13 protein-coding genes are annotated in these 19753 nt (G+C 62.6%); 6 read left to right on the top strand and 7 right to left on the bottom strand.

All coding sequences use genetic code 11. The annotated features are described in order from the left end of the window. Positions 1 to 529 precede the first annotated feature (529 nt). The gene (locus tag CNX70_RS10545; protein WP_167389640.1) at positions 530 to 2956 is read left to right on the top strand and encodes a membrane-bound PQQ-dependent dehydrogenase, glucose/quinate/shikimate family; all 2427 of its coding nucleotides are present in this window, start codon (positions 530 to 532) and stop codon (positions 2954 to 2956) included. A 120-nt stretch (positions 2957 to 3076) separates the two neighbouring features. Here the strand turns inward: CNX70_RS10545 and CNX70_RS10540 are convergent, their stop codons facing one another. Genes CNX70_RS10540 through hemC form a run of 4 tightly spaced genes read right to left on the bottom strand, consistent with a single transcriptional unit; the run spans position 3077 to position 7214 of the window. Next, the gene (locus tag CNX70_RS10540; RefSeq protein ID WP_096234649.1) at positions 3077 to 4273 is read right to left on the bottom strand and encodes a heme biosynthesis protein HemY; all 1197 of its coding nucleotides are present in this window, start codon (positions 4271 to 4273) and stop codon (positions 3077 to 3079) included. Between the two features lie 4 nt (positions 4274 to 4277). After that, entirely contained in the window at positions 4278 to 5438 is a 1161-nt protein-coding gene (locus tag CNX70_RS10535; protein WP_096234648.1) for a uroporphyrinogen-III C-methyltransferase, read from the bottom strand. Continuing rightward, positions 5435 to 6217 carry a uroporphyrinogen-III synthase gene (locus tag CNX70_RS10530; protein WP_096238383.1) on the bottom strand — a complete coding sequence of 261 codons (783 nt, stop codon included), beginning with the start codon at positions 6215 to 6217 and terminating at the stop codon, positions 5435 to 5437. The genes CNX70_RS10535 and CNX70_RS10530 overlap by 4 nt, the downstream gene beginning before the upstream one ends. After that, complete coding sequence (gene hemC, locus CNX70_RS10525; RefSeq protein ID WP_096234647.1) at positions 6210 to 7214, bottom strand: hydroxymethylbilane synthase; 1005 nt, start codon at positions 7212 to 7214, stop codon at positions 6210 to 6212. Before hemC ends, CNX70_RS10530 begins: the two co-directional genes overlap by 8 nt. Positions 7215 to 7457: 243 nt before the next feature. On the opposite strand from hemC, the gene ppc reads away from it, so the two are divergent. The 3 genes from ppc (at position 7458) to CNX70_RS10510 (ending at position 13468) form a co-directional block, all read left to right on the top strand. Beyond that, positions 7458 to 10298 (top strand): phosphoenolpyruvate carboxylase, encoded by a 2841-nt coding sequence (gene ppc, locus CNX70_RS10520; RefSeq protein WP_096234646.1) that lies wholly within the window; start codon positions 7458 to 7460, stop codon positions 10296 to 10298. A 178-nt stretch (positions 10299 to 10476) separates the two neighbouring features. Next, the gene (locus CNX70_RS10515) at positions 10477 to 12273 is read left to right on the top strand and encodes a PAS domain-containing sensor histidine kinase (protein ID WP_167389639.1); all 1797 of its coding nucleotides are present in this window, start codon (positions 10477 to 10479) and stop codon (positions 12271 to 12273) included. Positions 12274 to 12328: 55 nt separating this feature from the next. Then, on the top strand, positions 12329 to 13468 hold the full coding sequence (locus tag CNX70_RS10510) for an HAF repeat-containing protein (protein WP_096234644.1): 1140 nt from the start codon (positions 12329 to 12331) through the stop codon (positions 13466 to 13468). A 58-nt stretch (positions 13469 to 13526) separates the two neighbouring features. On the opposite strand, the gene rpoD is transcribed toward CNX70_RS10510, so the two are convergent. Further along, positions 13527 to 16076: an RNA polymerase sigma factor RpoD gene (gene rpoD / locus CNX70_RS10505; RefSeq protein ID WP_096234643.1), complete on the bottom strand. Its 2550-nt coding sequence runs from the start codon at positions 16074 to 16076 to the stop codon at positions 13527 to 13529. A gap of 567 nt (positions 16077 to 16643) precedes the next feature. Between rpoD and CNX70_RS10500 the strand changes: the two genes are divergently transcribed. Together CNX70_RS10500 and CNX70_RS10495 are read left to right on the top strand one after the other, a co-directional pair. Further along, the gene (locus tag CNX70_RS10500) at positions 16644 to 17153 is read left to right on the top strand and encodes a ProQ/FINO family protein (RefSeq protein ID WP_071078564.1); all 510 of its coding nucleotides are present in this window, start codon (positions 16644 to 16646) and stop codon (positions 17151 to 17153) included. A gap of 9 nt (positions 17154 to 17162) precedes the next feature. After that, positions 17163 to 17810 (top strand): 3'-5' exonuclease, encoded by a 648-nt coding sequence (locus tag CNX70_RS10495; RefSeq protein ID WP_096234642.1) that lies wholly within the window; start codon positions 17163 to 17165, stop codon positions 17808 to 17810. A gap of 54 nt (positions 17811 to 17864) precedes the next feature. Here the strand turns inward: CNX70_RS10495 and CNX70_RS10490 are convergent, their stop codons facing one another. Both CNX70_RS10490 and CNX70_RS10485 read right to left on the bottom strand, forming a co-directional pair. Next, entirely contained in the window at positions 17865 to 18212 is a 348-nt protein-coding gene (locus CNX70_RS10490; protein ID WP_208624519.1) for a DUF4870 domain-containing protein, read from the bottom strand. Between the two features lie 90 nt (positions 18213 to 18302). After that, positions 18303 to 19724, bottom strand: a complete 1422-nt coding sequence (locus CNX70_RS10485) for an aminotransferase-like domain-containing protein (RefSeq protein ID WP_096234641.1) — start codon at positions 19722 to 19724, stop codon at positions 18303 to 18305. Between the last annotated feature and the right edge of the window lie 29 nt (positions 19725 to 19753).

Below are 19753 nucleotides of genomic sequence, written 5' to 3'. Positions count from 1 at the left end.
CAACAAGCCAACAACAGTGGCATGCACGCTCCGCTGGCCCCCGCAGCCTGCCAGCGAAAGAATAAACAGGCTCCCGGAAACAATAAGTAGAAACACTTAAGTAATACTACGACCAGCCCAGAGATAATACCTTGAATACCTGTGCATTTTCATTTCAATATCACCCTGCAGCAGGCATGGTTATTATAGGCCGAATTGCATTTATTGCAGCAATTTATAACAACAATTTTATTATCATTCATCCCGCGATGTCTTCGAATAATTGCGCAGGCGCTTCAATATGCTACGCCGAACGCCTACGCAGCCCGGCAATCCACTCTTCCAGCATAATATTTGCGCTTATTTGAAGCATGTATTTGATTCAAATAGCGCCCCAGCCAAAAAAGGGCGCGACCAGAAGACAATCATCAATTCTGATAAACTGTAACATTCTGGTGATTCCAAAATTTGTATATTCTGCAATCGACGCTCTCCCTGAATTCAATATGGCGCATCAACGCGCCACCGATAAATCCTTGCAAAAAGGAATATGATGATTCCCTCTTTCCGGCCCGGTCCTTTATTAAAGGTCACCGGCGTTATTTTCGTTCTGTTCGGCCTCGCCCTGCTGGGCGGCGGCATCTGGCTGGCCACGCTCGGCGGCTCCTGGTACTACTTGCTGGCCGGCATAGGCATGCTGATCGCAGGCGTGCTCGTCTTCAAAGGCAAGCGCAGCGCGCAAGCCTTCATGGCGCTGCTGCTGCTCGCCACCCTCATCTGGTCCGTGATTGAAGTGAAATTCGACTGGTGGCAATTGCTGCCGCGCCTCGATATCTGGTTTGCCGCCGCCGTCTGGCTGCTGCTGCCCTTCGTCAGCCGCCGCCTGGCCCCGCCTGCCGCCGGGAAACAGCCGCAAGCGGGCAAGACGGCCCTCTGCGCCGCCGTGGCCCTGACCGTCATCGCCGGCGTCATCGCCCTGTTCCAGGACTACCATGACTTGCATGGCGAGGTGCCGGCCGAAAACATGGCCGCCACCGCCAGCGGCGACCTGGCGCCCGGCGTCGAGCACAACGACTGGTCCGCGTATGGCCGCTCCGGCTATGGCGACCGCTATGCCCCGGCCGCGCAAATCACGCCCGCGAATATTTCCGGCCTGAAAGAAGCCTGGACTTACCACACGGGCGACTTCAAGGGTCCAAACGACCCGGGCGAGATCGCCAATGAAGTCACGCCGCTGAAGGTTAATGACATGCTGTACCTGTGCACGCCGCACAATATCGTCATCGCCCTGAACCCGGATACGGGCAAGGAAATCTGGCGCCACGATCCGAAGATCAACCGCGATGCGGCCAGCTACCAGCACATGATCTGCCGCGGCGTGGCCTACTGGGACGTGAACGCGGGCCGCGCCAAAAACAACCCCGCCCCCGAAGCTGCTAGCATGGAATGCCCGCGCCGCATCCTGGCGCCGACCATGGATGGCACCATGATTGCCGTCAACGCCGATACGGGCGAGTCGTGCAAGAGCTTTGGAAACAACGGCGTCGTCAATCTGTATAAAAACATGGCCATGATCAAGCGCGGTTTCCTGATGCCCACGTCCCCACCGGCCGTGGCACAAAACGTGGCCGTGATCGCCGCCAGCGTGACGGACAACCATTCGACGCAAGAGCCATCGGGCGTGATCCGCGGCTACGATCCCGTCACCGGCAAACTGCTGTGGAACTGGGACCCGGCCACGCCGGAAGATACCAAGCCCTTCCCTGAAGGCAAGAACTACACCAACAACTCGCCCAACTCGTGGGGCGTGGCCAGCATCGATGAAAAGCTGGGCATGGTCTACATTCCGATGGGCAATGAAACCCCCGATACCTGGGGCGGCAACCGCAACAAGAATGGCGAGAAATTCAACAGCGCCATCGTCGCGCTGGACCTGGCGACGGGTAAAGTACGCTGGGTCTACCAGACCGTGCACCACGATATCTGGGACATGGATATCGGCGGCCAGCCTTCGCTGGTCGACATCGACACGCCGAAAGGCAAAGTTCCCTCGGTTGTTGCCACGACAAAACGCGGCGACATCTATGTGATCGACCGCCGCGATGGCAGCCTGGTCGTGCCGGCGCCGGAAAAACCTGTGCCGACGAGCAATCCTGCCGCTGGCGACACCTTGTCGCCCACGCAGCCGTTCTCGGCCCTGACCTTCTTGCCTGAGCGCAATATCAGCGAAGCGGACATGTGGGGCACCACGCCGTTCGACCAGCTCGCCTGCCGCATCATCTTCAAGGAACGCCGCTATGAAGGCCCGTTCACGCCGCAAACGGCTGGCAAGGGCGCCGTCATCTCGCCGGGCCCGCTCGGTATCTTCGAATGGGGCGGCGCCGCCATCGACCCCGTGCGCCAGTTGCTGATCGTCAACCCTGACTACATGGGCTTCCTGGAAAAACTCGTGCCACGCGCCGAAACGACGGCCAAGGGCGGCACGGGCGGCGAAATGGGCTTGCAGCCACAGACGGGCGTACCGTTCGCCGTGGAAATCAAGGCCTTCCTTTCGCCGCTGGGCTTCCCATGCCAGGCACCGCCGTGGGGCTATGTGGCCGCCGTCGACCTGCGCACCATGAAAAAAGTGTGGATGCACAAGAACGGCACCACGCGCGACAGCGGTCCCGTGCCGATTCCCTTGCCACTGGGCGTGCCCAGCCTGGGCGGCATGGTCACCACCGGTGGCGGCGTGACCTTCCTCAGCAGCACGCTCGACTACTACATCCGCGGCTACGATGTCAGCAACGGCAAAGTACTCTGGAAAGCCCGCTTGCCGGCAGGTGGCCAGGCTACGCCGATGAGCTATGTGTCGAACAAGTCGGGACGCCAGTTCGTCGTCGTCATGGCTGGCGGCCACGGTTCGCTGGGCACGAAGATGAGCGACACCCTGATCGCGTATGCTTTGCCGGAAGGCACTGCGGTAACGAAGAAGTAAAGGTCGAAGAAGTAAAGGTCGAAGAAGTAAAGCTCGAAGAAGTAAATTAGCAAGATAGCAGCGCAAAAAAAAAGCCGTTCAGTCTGCACTGAACGGCTTTTTTACATCTGATGAAATGGCTTACAGGATGGTAGCCAGCGCGCACTGCCGGTAATGCGCGGCAGCCTGTTCCGTCTGCTGCAAGGCATCGTGCATCTGCGCCAGCTTCAGGTGGGCGTCGCGCACCATTTGCGGCTCGTTCGCATCCGACAAAGCCTGCTCCAGGTGGCGCTGGGCCTTGCCCCACAGTTTTTGCTTGAGGCACAGGGTGCCCAGGGTCAGCGCCAGTTCCGCATCGAGCGGACGCTGTTTCATCCATTGCTCGCAATGCTCGATCTGCAGCAGCAGGGCCGGCGTGCCGGCCGGCGCCGCCGCTTCGCGGTAGGCGCGCACGACGCGCTCGTCCCAGTCGGCGGCCAGCGACTCTTCGCACACGAGGCGCGCCTCATCGTGCAGGCTGCGCGCATTCAGGGCCGTGGCGGCGCGGCAGGCGATATACGGCTTGACCCGGTCGCTGCTGGGCACGGTAGACCAGACGCGCATCAAGGATTCGGCGTCATGCGACGGGTCGGACAGCAAATGGTCGTAGGCCAGCTCGCGCAGGCGCGACGACAGGGCCGGATGCAGGGCGCGGTGCTTGTCGAGCGAACGCACGAGGCGCAGCACTTCCGGCCAGTTCTTCGCCTGCTGCTCGGCCTTCAGCGACCATTGCAGCGCGTGGATATGGCGCGTGCCGCTGGCATTGAGTTCACGCACGGCCGCCAGGGCAGCTTCCGGCTGGTGGTCGTCGACCAGCAATTCCGTCACCGTCATCAAACGCGCCGTTTTCAGGCTGGCATCGCCTTCGACACGGGCCAGCCAGCTGTCGCGGCGCTCGGACTGGCGCATGCGGTGCGCGGCGCGTGCGCCGATCAGCGCGGCCAGGCCGGCATTTTCTTCCAGCTCGGCGGCGCGCAGGGCGGCCTTCTCGGCATGCCCGAAACGGCCTTCAAACAGGGCTTTCAAGGCTTCGCGCAAGCCCTTGTTGCCATCGCGCTCACGCTTGCGCTGGCGATAGGCCGCCACTTGCGCCGGCATGCGCACGGTGGCGCGCACGGCGCGCACCAGCAGGTACAGCAGCACGAACAGCACGAGCTGCAGCAGCAGGAAGAAGTTCAGCGACAAATCGATGCGGTACGGCGGATAGAACAGCACCACGTTGCCGGGGTTGAAACGGGCCGTCACGGCGATACCGATCGCCGCGGCCATCAGGGCGAGTAACCAGAGAAATAGACGCATGGGCTCAGGACTTCGCTTTGTAGTTGCGCACAGCCGCCAGGCTGTCGGACAAGGTTGGCATTTCGATGGCCAGGTTGCTGCCCTGCACCTGGCGCAGCAAGGCTTGCGCCGTCTGCGTGCTCTTGGCGCGGGTGTCGAAATACTTGGCCAGCGCATCCTGCGCAGCGATCAAGTCGTTGCGGAAAGCCGTTTCATTGCGCGACAACAAGGCCATGCGGGCATTCAGCAGGCGCAGCTTGACGTTTTCCCGCAAGAAATACGATTGCGTCGGCGACAGCATCAGCGCTTCCGGTGTATCGACTCTGCGGATGCGGATCAATTGACGCACGTCATTCCACATGTCGCCGCTCCAGGTATTGAAGCCGTCGCGCACTGTTTGCAGCAGCGGTTCCGGCGCCGGCGGTCCGACCAGCTTGCCGCTGGCATCGCGCACGGGCTTGGCCCCGGCCTTGGCCTTGCCCGATTTTTCCGGCGCGGCCGGCAAGGCCGGCGTTTCGTCGGACAGCATCGGCAAGGCGTCGATCTGGGCGATCACGGCATCGAGGCGCAGGGCCACGCCCGTCGAATCGACGCTGGGCAGGGCCTTGAGTTTCTCCATGTCGCGCCCGATGGCGCGGCGGATGGTGATGAATTGCGGCTTGTCGGAACGCGACAGGCTGCGGTCGGCGTTTTGCAGGGCGATCAGCGCGCCGGGCACGTTGCCGGCCAGTTGCAGCTGCTGGCTGGCCGTCGACAGCACTTGCTCGATTTCCGTCAGCGCCCACTCGTCGCGGTTCTTCGACAAGTCGTTATACAGTTGTTCCAGCGCCAGCTGCTGGCTTTGCGTTTCGCTCTGGCGGTTTTCCAGCGCGCCCACCTTGATTTGCAGCTCTTTCGTGCCTTCTTGCACGTTGCGCGCCAGCACGCCCGTTTCGGCGTTGCTGACATCGCCCTTTTGCAGGCGCTTGGCCACTTCTTCGCGCAGGTTGCGGATCTGCTTGCTGGTCGACCAGCTTTGCGCCGCCAGCAGCACGGCCAGCACGATGACGGCGATGCTCATGGGCTTTTGCAGCTGTTCGAGCAGGGTCGGCGCGCGGCCAGCAGGTTGGTCGGCCGCCTGCGGCGCCGTCTTCACGGCGCTGCCAGGCGTTGCATTCGGTTCGGAGAGTGTAGGCATTTCGTTCATGGTCGTGATTGTAACGCGGCGAGCACTCCTGCGTCGCCTGATCCTGTCAAGGTGACACGGGCAAAACCCAGGGCCGCCGCCGTTTGTGCAATGCGCGCGTGCGGCACGATCAAATGCTGCTGTTGCATTTTTGCAACATCCATCTTTTCATCGCCCATTTCGCCCAGCAGCGCCAGCAAACCGCGCAGCGCTTCCGAACTGGTGATGATCCAGTCATTATTATGCTGCAACAGGTTTTCCAGGGTCGCGCGCAAGGCTGGCGTCAGCGTTGGCACCTTGCGGCGGTAAGCTGTGACGAACTCGACTTCGGCGCCGGCCGCGCGCAAGCCGTCAGCCAGGTAGTCGCGTCCGCCGTCGCCGCGCACGATCAGCACGCGCTTGCCGCGCAGGGCCGGCAAGTCCAGCGCCAGCAACAGATGTTCGGAATCGCTGCGCGCCGTGTCAAACGGGCTGGTGATGCTGGCGTTGGCCTGCGTGACGCCATGCGCGGCCAAGGCCATCTTGCTGCCCTCGCCCACCACGGCCAGCGGCACGCCAGGCGGCCAGACGGGCAGGTGCGCAAAGACGCAATCGATGGCGTTGGGCGAAACAAACGCCACCAGGTCGTATTGCGCCAGGCGCGCCAGCACGGCTTGCAGCTGCGCGCATTCGTCCTCGCCGTCCAGCGCGTGGATTTCCAGCAGCGGCAGCAGAGTCACGCGCCAGCCCAGCGCCGCGATGCGGGCGGCCAGCGGCCCTGCTTGTTGCGCGGGCCGCGTGATCACCACGCTGTCAGGCATGCGGCGCCAGGCCTTCATGCTTGTCGGGTGTAACGGCGCACGAGGCGAGGATGCCGGCGGCGTCCTGGCCGCGCAGCAATTCGGCCACTTGCTCGCCCAGCTGTTCTGGCGCGCTGGCCGGGCCTTCAAGCTCGGCGCTGGCCATGCGCGCGCCATCGGGCGTGGCGACCATGGCGCGCAAGCGCATCTGTTCGCCCTCGACGGTGGCAAACGCGGCCAGCGGAATCTGGCAGCTGCCGCCGAAAATCTTCGACACCTTGCGCTCGGCCGTGACGGCTTGCGCCGTGGCCGTGTGGTTCAGCGGCGCCAGCAGGCGCACCAGGTCGGCGCCGTCGACGCGGCCGCTGCGGATCTCGATCGCCATGGCACCCTGGCCAGCGGCCGGCAAGCTGTCTTCCGGCGCCAGCACGGCGCGGATGCGCGATGCCAGGCCCAGGCGCTTCAGGCCGGCGGCAGCGAGGATGATGGCGGCGTAATCGCCACGGTCCAGTTTGCCCAAACGCGTATCGAGGTTGCCGCGCAGGGGCAAGATCGTCAGGTGCGGGTAGCGCGCGGCGATCAGCGACTGGCGGCGCAAGCTGCTGGTGCCGACGACGGCGCCGTGCGGCAGCTCGGCCAGGCTGGCGTAGTCGTTCGATACAAACGCGTCGCGCGGGTCTTCGCGCTCGAGGATGGCGGCCAGGCTGTAGCCTTCTGGCAACTCCATCGGCACGTCTTTGAGCGAATGCACGGCCAGGTCGGCGCGGCCTTCTTCCATCGCCACTTCCAGCTCCTTGACGAACAGGCCCTTGCCGCCTACCTTGGACAGGGCGCGGTCCAGAATCTGGTCGCCGCGTGTGGTCATGCCGAGAATTTCAACGCTACACTGCGGATACAGGGCGGCCAGGCGCGCACGCACATGTTCAGCTTGCCACATGGCAAGACGGCTCTCGCGCGTGGCGATCACCAGGCGGGCGGGAATAGTCAATTCGTTCGGGGTCAATTCGGATGCTTTCAAAACAAGTTCTTTCGCTGTGGCTGTCGTTGTCATTATCGTTGCCAATTCGCCCGTCCGATATCAATTTATATCGAAAAGGCACCCGGCGTCGCTATAATCGTTATCCCTTTGCCTAGAAGGCCAAGTCAGGCTAGCGTCCATGTTGAAGACCACAAATTTTATCATGCGCCCCCTCCCCTCTGCGGCCAAACGCCCGGTGCGATCCACATTCCCTTGCTTTTACACTTACTTTGGTTCTTTATTATGCTCAATGACGCAGTAGCACCAGAAATAGTTCCAGCGGCCAGCTCCGACAAGGACGCGCCACTGAAAGAAGACATCCGCCTGCTGGGCCGCCTGCTGGGCGACGTGCTGCGCGAACAGGAAGGCGACGCCGTCTTCAATGTGGTGGAAACCATACGCCAGACGTCCGTGCGCTTCCGCCGCGAAGCCGACGCGGACGCCGCGCTGGAACTCGACGCCATGCTGAAAGAACTGAGCCGCGAACAGACGATTTCCGTGGTGCGCGCCTTTTCCTATTTTTCACACCTGGCCAACATTGCGGAAGATCAACACCACATCCGCCGCCGCCGTGCCCATTTGCTGGCCGGCTCGCCAGCGCAAAAGGGCAGCATCAGCTTCGCGCTGAAAAAACTGCGCGCCGCCGGCGTGCCGCGCGCCACCGTCGACACCTTCTTCCAGGAGGCGCTGATCGCCCCCGTGCTGACGGCCCACCCGACGGAAGTGCAGCGCAAGAGCATCCTCGACGCCGAGCACGACATCGCCCGCCTGCTGGCCGAGCGCGACCTGCCGCAGACGCCGAAAGAGCGGCAAGCCAACATGCAGCTGCTGCGCTCGCGCGTCGCCACCCTGTGGCAGACGCGCATGCTGCGCTACTCGAAGCTGACGGTGGCCGACGAAATCGAAAACGCCCTGTCCTACTACCGCATCACCTTTTTGCGCGAACTGCCGGGCCTGTATGACGACATCGAGGACGATATCGCTTGCGAGTACCCGAACGGTGACGGCACCATCGAACCGATCAATGCCGCCTACGTGCAGATGGGCAGCTGGATCGGCGGCGACCGCGACGGCAACCCGAACGTGAATGCGGGCACCATGCAGCACGCGCTGGCGCGCCACGCCACCACCATCCTCGATTTTTACCTCGACGAAGCGCACGCGCTGGGCGCGGAATTGTCCGTCTCGACCCTGATGGTGGGCGTCAGCGCCGAACTGCAGGCACTGGCCGACCAGTCGCCAGACGCCTCGCCGCACCGCAGCGACGAACCGTACCGCCGCGCCCTGATCGGCATCTATGCGCGCCTGGCCGCCACCGCCCGCGCCCTGGGCGCCACCAACATCCTGCGCAAGGAAGTCGGGCCAGCCGCCGCCTATCCGGACGCGGCCGCATTTGTCGCCGACCTGCGCACCATCGTCGCCTCGCTCGAGTCGCACCACGGCGCGGCCCTGGTGCGTCCGCGCCTGGCCACCCTGGCGCGTGCGGCCGACATCTTCGGTTTCCACCTGGCGTCGCTGGACATGCGCCAGACGTCCGACGTGCACGAGCGCGTGCTGGCCGACCTGTTCGCGCACAGCGGCGTGGCCGCCGATTACACGGCCCTGTCCGAAGAAGACAAGCAGGCACTGCTGCTGAGCGAACTGGCCCAGCCGCGGCTGCTGTACTCGCCCTATATCAGCTATGCCACGGAAACGGATTCCGAGCTGGCGATCCTGCGCGCGGCGCGCGACATCCGCCAGCGCTACGGCGCGCGGGCGATTCGCAACTACATCATTTCACACACGGAAACCGTGTCCGACCTGCTGGAAGTGTTGCTGCTGCAAAAGGAAACGGGCTTGCTGCGCACCGACTGGCAAGCTGGCGAGAGCACGTGCGAGCTCATGGTCATCCCCCTGTTCGAAACGATCCCCGACCTGCAGCGCGCAGCCGGCATCATGAGCCAGGTCATGGCCTTGCCTTTGGTCAAGCAATTGATCGCCAAACAGGGACAGTTGCAGGAAGTAATGCTCGGCTATTCCGATTCGAACAAGGATGGCGGCTTCCTCACGTCGAACTGGGAACTGTACAAGGCCGAACTGGCATTGGTGGCGGATTTCCGGAAGGCCGGCGTCAAGCTGCGCCTGTTCCATGGCCGTGGCGGCACGGTCGGCAGGGGCGGCGGACCCAGCTACGAAGCCATCCTGGCCCAGCCACCGGGCACCGTCAACGGCCAGATCCGCCTGACGGAACAGGGCGAAATCATCGCCTCGAAGTTTTCCAACGCGGAAATCGGCCGGCGCAACCTGGAATTGCTGGTCGCCGCCACCCTGGAAGCGAGCCTGGCGCCACAGGCGGCCAATCCCGCGCACGCAAGCGAACTGGCGCAGTTCGAAGCCGTGATGGCTGAACTGTCGGACCTGGCCTACCACGCCTACCGCCACCTCGTGTATGAAACGCCGGGATTTACGGAGTATTTCTTCTCGGCCACGCCGATTGCGGAAATCGCCGAGCTGAACCTCGGCTCGCGCCCCGCCTCGCGCAAGGCCAACCAGCGCATCGAAGACTTGCGCGCCATTCCCTGGGGCTTTTCCTGGGGCCAGTGCCGCTTGCTGCTGCCGGGCTGGTTCGGTTTCGGCAGCGCCATCGAGGCCTGGATCAACCAGGCTGACGGCGCGTCGAAAGATGAAAAAATCGCCACCCTGCGCGCCATGTACGCCGAATGGCCGTTCTTTGCCACCTTGCTGTCGAACATGGACATGGTGCTGGCCAAGACGGACCTGGCGATTGCCTCGCGCTATGCGGAACTGGTGGCAGACCAGGACTTGCGCGAACGCATCTACAAGCGCATCACGGACGAGCATGGCAACACCTTGCGCTGCCTGGAGCTCATCACCGGCAACACGGAGCGCCTGGCGGGCAATCCGCTGCTGGCCCGCTCGATCCAGAACCGCTTCGCCTATCTCGACCCGCTGAACCACTTGCAGGTGGAATTGATCAAGCGCAACCGCGCCCTGTCGGCGGAAAGCAAAATCGACGAAAGGGTGCACCGCGGCATCCAGTTGTCGATCAACGGCGTGGCGGCCGGTCTGCGCAACACGGGCTGATCGCGCCAGGCTGCCATCGGCAGACAAGGGCCGGCACCGCAAGGGCCGGCCCTTTTTGCTTGCCCCATTGCAAAATATTCTCAATAAAACAACAATTGGTATTACACTAGCGGTTGACACCTTCCTCACTTAGGCCCCATGCACACTGCAGCGGCCAACCATGACGCCAGGGACGCGGATGAGCAAATGGTCGATTGAAACGCTGAGTGCGGCCTGCGCCGCACTCATCCTGCTCATGCTGGGCGGGCTGGCGGGCGCGGCCTGGCCGGCGCTCGACTTCTGGGAGCATGTCTGGCTGACCCTGCTGCTGGCGACCGCCGCCGGCACGGCCATGTGGCTGATGCGCAGGCTGCGCGCCCACCTCGCCAGCACGCGTTCGCAACTGGACGCCAGCCTCCTGCGCTACCAGCACCTGAGCGAAACGGCGCAGGACGGCATGTGGCAAACGGATGCGCAAGGCCGTATCCTGTACGTCAACCAGCGCCTGTGCGACATGCTGGGCGTCCCCGCCGTGCAGCTGCTGTACCACTCCATGGAAGAATTCCATGACGAGGCCAGCTTGCTGCGCCTGTGTCCGCTACGCCAGACGGCGAGCGATAGCGGCATGGGCGAATTGCAATACCGGCATGGCGACGGCACGCAACGCTGGGCCATGCTCAGCGGACGGCGCCTTTACGACCAGCACGGCACTGTGACGGGCGCACTGGTGCTGGCCAGCGACATCACCGAACACAAGCGAGCCGAACACGCGTTGAGCCTGGCCCATGCGGAACTGGAAAGCCGCGTGGCCCTGCGCACGGCCCAATTGCTCGATGTCAATCTCCAGCTCTCGGCGGAAATCGCCATGCGCGCACAAACGGAAGCGGCCCTGGCGCGCAGCGAAGAGCGGCTGCAGGACATCATTTCCATGATGCCCCTGTCGCTGTTCCTGAAAGATGCCGATTCGCGCATCGTGCTGATGAACCAGGCCTGCGAGCAGCAATGGGGCGTGCGCCAACAAGACATCGCCGAAGGGCGCGACCTGCAACACTTTCCCGAAGAGCAGAACGCGGGTTCGCATGCAGCCGACCAGCAGGCGTTTGCCAGCCGTCAGGTAGTGATACGCGAAGAACTGGTGTGGGACGCACAGTTGCAAGAAAATCGCCTGGTGCAGACGCACAAGAAACCCGTGTTTGACGCCGACGGCCGGCCGCAGATGATCATCGCCATGGCCGTCGACATCACCGACAGCAAGCGCAACGAGGAAAACCTGCAGCGCACCCTGGCCCAGCTGCGCGAACTGAGCGACCACCAGCAAACCATCAAGGAACAGGAAAGGCGCCGCATCGCGCTCGACATTCATGACGACCTGGGCCAGAACCTGATGGTGCTGCGCATCGATGTGTCGCTACTGCACGCGCGCACGGCCACCACCCATCCGCGCCTGCACCGCCATGCGCAGCGCGTGCTCGACACCATCGACGCCACCATCCGCTCCGTGCGCACCATCATCAATGACTTGCATCCCAGCACCCTGGAGCTGGGACTGGGGCCGGCGGCCGAATGGCTGATCCGCCAGATGGAGAGCCGTGGCACCATCCGTTACCGGCTCACGCTCGACAGCGAGGCGCCCGACCTGGGCCTGGACCAGCGCCAGACGTCGGCCATCTTCCGCGTGCTGCAGGAATCGCTGTCGAACATCGTGCGCCATGCCCAGGCCAGCGAAGTGGAAGTGGCGCTGGCGCAAGATGCGGACGCCATCGTCCTGCGCATCAGCGACAACGGCATCGGCATGCAGCCGGGCGACCACGGCAAGCGGGCCGCCTTCGGCCTGAAAAGCATACGCGAACGTGTGCATGCGCTGGGCGGCGAACTGCGCATCGACAGCCAGGCGGGCCGCGGTACGGCGCTGGCCATCCACCTGCCCCGGCAGGCAGGCCAGCAGCATGCCGATCATGCAAAAACACAAAAATTAGCAAAAACAGTAGCAAATTAAGTATGCATTTGCAGCATAAAAAAGTATAGTAAGTTTTTTCTTTGAGGAAACTATCATGCCGCCACGGTTCGCCTGCTTCCCCGCCCCACTGCTCGGTCTGCTCCTGCTGGCCGCCATCCCCACCGCCAGCGCCACCATGTATGCCGAACGCGGCTTTGGTGAAAGGGATGGCAATGGCAGCATCGCGTGCGACCTGAACCCGGCCGGCCTGGTGGCTGGCATCATCATGGAAGAAGAAGGACGGCGCCGCGCCGTGACCTATCAGCATGGCCGCATCCGCGAACTGGGCACCCTGGGCGGCAATGAAGGCTTTACCAAGGCCATCAATACCCATGGCGTGGTGGTGGGCTCGGCGCAAACGGCCAGCGGCGCCTGGCACGCCTTCCGCTACGACGCGGCGGGCGGCATGCGCGACCTGGGCACCCTGGGCGGCACCAGCAGCTATGCCACGGCCATCACGCGCGACGGCATGATCGCCGGCTATGCCGACACCAGCGCCGGCGATTTCCACGCCTTTGTCACGAAGGCCGACCACAGCCTGCAAGACCTGGGTACCCTGGGCGGCGCCAGCAGCTATGCCAGCGGCCTGAACAGCCATGGCGTGGTGGTGGGCACGGCGCAGCGCGGCGACGGCTACCGCCGCGCCTTCGTCTACCGCCCCGGCACGGGCATGCAGGAAATCGGCACCCTGCCCGGCGGACGCATCAGTTCAGCCACCGCCATCAATGACGCAGGCCTGGTCGTGGGCGCGTCGGAAACGCAGAAGCGCCGCTGGCACGCGTTTGCCTGGGACGGCAAGCGCATGCTCGACCTGGGCGCCATGATCGGCCAGGGCGACAGTTACGCCACGGCAGTCAACGCGGCCGGACACGTCGTCGGCAGCGTCAGCATCAAAGGCTTTGAGCCGATGACCTTTGTCTACAAGGAAGGCGTGATGACGGTACGCCGCCGCGACGACGGCCTGTACCTGACCAACAAGATCACCGATGCGGGCCTGGTGGTCGGCGCCATCTACACGGGGCACAAGTTCCAGGCCTTCGCCGTACCGTCGCAAGCGGCGCCCGCACCGCAGCGCAGCAATCCATTGGATTGGCTGCTCATCACCATTCTCATCTCCGCCAGCGGCGTGGTGCTGTACAAATTGCAGCGCAACTATCGCCTGGGCCTGCTGGGCGCGCGCACGCGTTTCATGTAAGCCAACGCTACGGATGGACGAAAAAAAAGAGGCTTGCGCCTCTTTTTTTTGTGACTGCTTAATTCTGCGTCAAAAACGTTTTCAACTTGTCCGAACGCGAAGGCTGGCGCAGCTTGCTCATGGCTTTCGCCTCGATCTGGCGGATGCGCTCGCGCGTCACGTCGAACTGCTTGCCCACTTCTTCCAGCGTGTGGTCGTTCGACATTTCCACGCCGTAACGCATGCGCAGCACTTTCGCTTCGCGCGGTGTCAGCGAATCGAGCACTTCCTTGATCACGTTGCGCATCGACGCGTGCAGTGCAGCGTCCAGCGGTGCCAGGGTGGTGTTGTCTTCGATGAAGTCGCCCAGTTGCGAATCACCATCTTCGCCCATTGGCGTTTCCATGGAAATCGGCTCTTTCGCGATCTTCATGATCTCGCGCACCTTGTTTTCCGGCATTTCCATCTTGACGGCCAGGGTCGCCAGGTCCGGTTCGCTGCCCGTTTCCTGCATGATCTGGCGCGAGATGCGGTTCATCTTGTTGATCGTTTCGATCATGTGCACCGGCACGCGGATGGTGCGGGCCATGTCGGCGATCGAACGCGTGATGGCCTGGCGGATCCACCAGGTGGCGTAGGTCGAGAACTTGTAGCCGCGGCGGTACTCGAATTTATCGACCGCCTTCAGCAAGCCGATGTTGCCTTCCTGGATCAGGTCGAGGAATTGCAAGCCGCGGTTGATGTATTTCTTGGCGATCGAAATGACCAGGCGCAAGTTGGCGACCGTCATTTCGCGTTTTGCGTGACGCGCACGCTTTTCGCCGGCAGCCATCTGCTTGTTGATCTTGCGCAAGTCCGCCAGCGGCAGGGCCACGCGCGCTTGCAGGTCGATCATCTTCTTTTGCAGTTCCTTGACGGCAGGCACGTTGCGGCTGAGGATGGCGCTGTAGGGATACTTGCAATCGACTTCGCGGTCGACCCATTCCAGGTCGCATTCATTGCCCGGGAATACCTTGATGAAGTGGGCGCGCGGCATGCCGCATTTGTTCACGCACAGTTCCAGCACGGCGCGCTCGATGTGGCGCACTTCTTCCATCTGGCCGCGCAGGGTATCGCACAGCTTTTCGACGACCTTGGCCGTGAAGCGGATGCCCAGCAATTCTTGCGAAATGGCTTCCTGCGCCTTGATGTAGGCTTTCGAGTTGTAACCCTCGGGCGCCTTGCGCATCTTGTCGTACTGGTTAGAGATGACGTTGAATTTCTCCAACGCATTCTTTTTCAGCTGCGCCAATTGCTCGCTGGAGAAACCGGCCGCGCCGCCATTCGCGTCGCCATCTTCTTCCTCGGCTTCTTCTTCCTCTTCCTCGTCGTCACCGCTGGCGGCGGCGGGCGCGGGAGCGGCGGCGGGTGCCGGAGCATTGCTTTCGTTCAAGTCGACAAAGCCGTCGACCACTTCATCGACCTTGATTTCGTCGCGCGCAATTTTTTGCGACAAGGCAACGATTTCGCCGATGGTGGTGGGGCAGGCGGAAATGGCCTGGATCATGTCTTTCAGGCCGCCCTCGATGCGCTTGGCGATCTCGATCTCGCCTTCGCGCGTCAGCAGCGCCACGGCACCCATTTCACGCATGTACATGCGCACGGGGTCGGTGGTGCGGCCGAAATCGGAGTCGACCGTCGACAGGGCGGTCGCGGCAGCCGCTTCCACTTCATCGTCGCTGGTGACGGTGGCGACGTTGTCGGTCAACAACAGGCTTTCCGCGTCAGGGGCGCGCTCGTAGACGGCGATGCCCATGTCGTTGAAGGTGGCGATGATGCCTTCGATGGCTTCCGGATCGATGATGTTTTCCGGCAATTGGTCATTGATCTCGGCATAGGTGAGGAAGCCGCGTTCCTTGCCCATGTTGATCAAGCCCGTGATCTGCTTGCGGCGGCGTTCCAGGTCCGCTGCCGAGGCTTCCGGATCACCGAGTGCGTCCGCCAGGCCGCCCTTGGCCTTGCGGTCGCGCGCTTTCGATACGGCCTTCAATTCGGCCCGTTCGACGGCGTTGAGTGCTGCCACTTCATCGTTTTCCGGCGTGAATTCGCTTGGTTTGCGGCCACGGCGGCCTGGCACCTTGACGGTCGGCAAGAAGTAATTCGAGGTATCGATGGCGGCCAGGGCATCGGCGTCCGTGGTCTTGCTGACCACTTGTGCGCCGCTGATGATAGTCACGGGCGCCGCTTCAGGCTTGGCGCGCACGACTTTCGAACGGGCTGCCGTCACCACTTTATTCGTGGCGGCGCTTTCGCTGACCTTGCGCGGCGCGACCGGAGCCTTGGCGCCAGGGGCGATCTTCACGCTTGGCGTTTTGGCCGCTGCAGCATCGGCCACCTCGGCAACGGCTTCGGCGGCCGCTTCGGCAACGGGCGCTTCCGCAGCCGACTCGGCCGGTGGCACGGCGGCCAGGCGCGAACGGCTTTTCTTGACCACGGTGACGACGGTGGGCGCCGTCGTGACGGTAGCTTCCGGATTCGCTTGCGCATTATCGATGAAGTAAGATAAAGTCGTTTTGGGTACGGCAAGTGGTGCCGCAGCTGGGCGTGGCGCCTTGGCGGACAACGTTAAAGTTTTTGGCGTATTCTTCATGAGATATCTCTTAATGCGAGACCAGATGGTGTCGGCGCGAAGTGAATGATTCCACCTAAGCCTGCGAAACCGGACTCGATGGAGCGTATTGTTGCGGCTGCCGTTAACGGCAGCGGCGCCTGCTTATCGGGGCGCTCAAAGCCCGCGCATCCCGTAATGAGGGCGGCGGGGCCGAAGCCGGATCAGATAAATAAGCGATGTACATTGCGGAATGAAAAAAAGCCCGTACCAGAACGGGCTTGAATCTATTGTTGTTCAGTGAAGACACAGCGGAGAGCAAGATTATGCACGAAGGCCAGTTATCTGGATAATTGATAAGCAAAATATCTGATATCAGAAATACCAATAATGATGGCCCTGCACCGCACTGCTCCTATCCCCTGCACACCTGAGCCAGACCGTCAAATACGGGGTCCAGTCATCAGCGCAAGCCGACATTATACACATTTCCCGCATTTCGCGCTGCGTGCACTGTAGTACCGCCCCGATTATCTCTGCGCAAGTTGCCAAAAAAGACAATGCACTTGCCTGTGGCGCGTGCTATGCTCCCCTTTTATAGCCCAACCAATGATGTCGATGACCAGCTCCACGCCAGACCAGCAAGCCACCACTCCTGACACGCCAGTCGATGCAGCCCCAGCGGCGGCACCGGCCGCAGCGACCACGCCGGCACCTGCCGGCCTGACCGCGCGCGCCCTGCTGAAACAGTTCCAGGAGCAATTCCCGCCATTCCGCGATTGCCTGCCCTTGTCGATCGGTATCGACAAGCAGATCCTGGCGCGCCTGCCAGACCTGGACCGCAAGCTGATGCGCACGGCGCTGGGCATCCACACGGGTTCGCTGCGCTACCTGCGCATGATGGAAAAAGCCAAGATCCGCTACGACCTCGACGGCACGGCCGGCGCGGAAGTGACGCAAACCCATCGCGACCACGCCACGCAAGTATTGCAGCAGCGCTTCAAGAAAGAAGCCGAACGCAAGAAAGCCGAACGCGACGCGGCGGCGGCCGAAGAAGCGAACCGTCTGCGCCTGGAAAAACTGAATCTGCTGACCGCGAAATTCTCGCGCAAAGGCTGATCCGGTTTCATGGACACAGCTGCCGCACCGCCACTGCCCCCGTATCGAGGCATTGCACTTGAGCACGTCAAGCTGGTACGCACCAGTGATGATGCAAAAGCGGCCATGGCCGCCCTGCTGGCCGCGGACGCCATCGGCTTCGATACGGAATCGAAGCCGACGTTTGTCAAGGGCGAGTCCTCCACGGGACCGCACCTGATCCAGCTGGCCACCGACGACATCGCCTACCTGTTCCAGGTGGGTAGCACGCCGGCGCCAGCCCTGGCCGAACTCAAAGCCATCCTCGAATCGACCACCACCCTGAAGGTGGGCTTTGGCCTGTCCGACGACGTCAAGCGCCTGCGCAACAAGCTGGGCATTGTTCCAGCTCAGGTGCTGGACCTGTCCGTCGCCCTGCGCGGCGGCCAGCGCAACGACCTGGGTGCGAAGACGGCCGTGGCCAAGTTCTTCGGCCTGCACCTGCAGAAGTCGAAAAAGATCTCCACCACCAACTGGGCCACCTCGCGCCTGACGGAAAAGCAGATCCTGTACGCGGCCGACGATGCGCAAGTGGCCCTGCGCGTGTACCGCCGCTGGATCGCCGATGGCGGCAAAGTAACACAGCAAAAAGCCCCGCGCGCCAGCACGCCACCGGCTACGCCGCCAGCACCCGCCTGAAACAAGCGCCACCACCACGGTGGCGCCCGACTTCACGGCATCTCTCGCGCAAGCTTATTTGATCAGGCGCAAGGTCAAGGGATAACGGTAAGTGATGCCATTGCTGGCCTTGACGGCCGCGACGATCGAGCACACCAGATTGGCCAGCGCCACCACCCAGAACAGGAACAGGCCAATCAGCACGAACGACAGGATGAAGCAGGCGAAATACCAGATGATCAGGGTGATCTGGAAATTCAGCGCTTCGCGGGCGTTCTCGGCCGAAAATTTATCCGCATCATCCTTCTTGATCAAATAAATGATCAGCGGCGCCACCCAGCTGGTGAACAGGCCGCCAACGTGGGACAAAATGGCCAGCGTCGTATCTTGCGTACGACCCACTTCGGGCTGCGTGTTATCCATTATTATTCCCATCATTAGTTATAGATACACCAATATAACAGCAATATTTCTTTTTGAAATGAAACACTTGCTGGCGCAAGGGACTTTTTTTCACGCGCCGCTTGCCGCCGCCAGCGCCAGCCGCCCCAGTGTGGCGATGGCTTCTTCCAGCTGCGGACTCCACGGGTGGCCGTAATTGAGGCGGATGCAATGGCGAAACGCGCGCGTGGCGGAAAAGATAGGACCGGGCGCAATGCTGATGCCGGCCGCCAGCGCGCTGCGGTGCAAGGCCAGCGCATCGACGCCTACGGGCATCTCGACCCAGACGAAATAGCCGCCCTGCGGCCGCGTCACCCGCGTGCCAGGCGGAAAATGCACGGCGATGGCTTGCAGCATGGTGTTTTGCTGCGCCGCCAGGGTCAGCCGCAGCTGGCGCAAATGGCGGTCGTAGCCGCCCTGCGCCAGGTAATCGGCCAGCGCCATCTGCAGCGGTATCGGCGCCGACAGACTGGTCGTCAATTTCAAGCGCTCGACCTGGCGTGCGTAGCGGCCCGCCATGGCCCAGCCCAGGCGGAAACCGGGCGCCAGGGTCTTCGAAAACGAGCTGCAATGCATGACCAGACCCGCGCTGTCATGGCTTTTCGTCAGGCCGGGGCGATGCTTGCCAAAATACAGCTCGCCATACACCTCATCCTCGATCAGCGGCACGCCATGGCGCGCCAGCAGTTCCACCAGTGCGCGCTTCTTTTCCGGCGGCATCAGGCTGCCCAGGGGATTCTGGAAACTCGTCATCAGCCAGCACGCCTTGGGCTGGTGGCGTTGCAGCACCTCTTCCAGTGCCGCCAGGTCGACGCCGTCGCGCGGACTGGTGGCGATCTCGACGGCCTTGAGTTCCAGCCGCTCCAGCGCCTGCAAACAGGCATAAAAACTGGGCGACTCGATCAGCACCGTGTCGCCGGGCCGCGTGACGGCTTGCAGGCACAGGTTCAGCGCTTCCAGCGCGCCATTCGTGATGACGATGTCGTCGCTGGAGACGAGCACGCCGTCGAGCTGATAGCGCAGCGCGATCTGGCGGCGCAATTCCGCATTGCCCAGGGATAAATCCGTGACCGTGCTCCACGGATCGAGGCGGCGCATGCTGGCCGACACGGCCCGCGCCAGCCGTTCCATCGGGAACAGATGCGGACTGGGAAACGCCGAACCGAAGGGCACGATATCGCGCGCGCCGACGGCACCCAGCACCTCGAAGACCAGGTCGCTGACATCGACGGTGGTGCTGGCGTCGAGCGGGCGCGAACTGTCTGGCTCTGGGGCCAGCGCAGCGCGCTGCGGCGCCACGTAATAGCCGGAGCGGGGCCGCGAGACGATCATGCCGCGCGCTTCGAGCAAATAATACGCCTGGAACACCGTCGACGGGCTCACGCCCCTGCGTGCATGCTGCTGGCGCACGGAAGGCAACTTGTCACCAGGCAGCAACAGCTGCGTGCTGATCATGGCGGCGACTTCTTCCGCCAATTCCTCATATCGTTTCAACCTTGCTCCTCAAACTGATCCGTATGTTT

The sequence above is a fragment of the Janthinobacterium svalbardense genome, assembly GCF_002327145.1.
Taxonomy (GTDB): Bacteria; Pseudomonadota; Gammaproteobacteria; order Burkholderiales; family Burkholderiaceae_D; genus Janthinobacterium; species Janthinobacterium tructae.
Note: the sequence above shows the minus strand (reverse complement) of the source record. Positions and strands in the feature narration are given on the sequence as shown.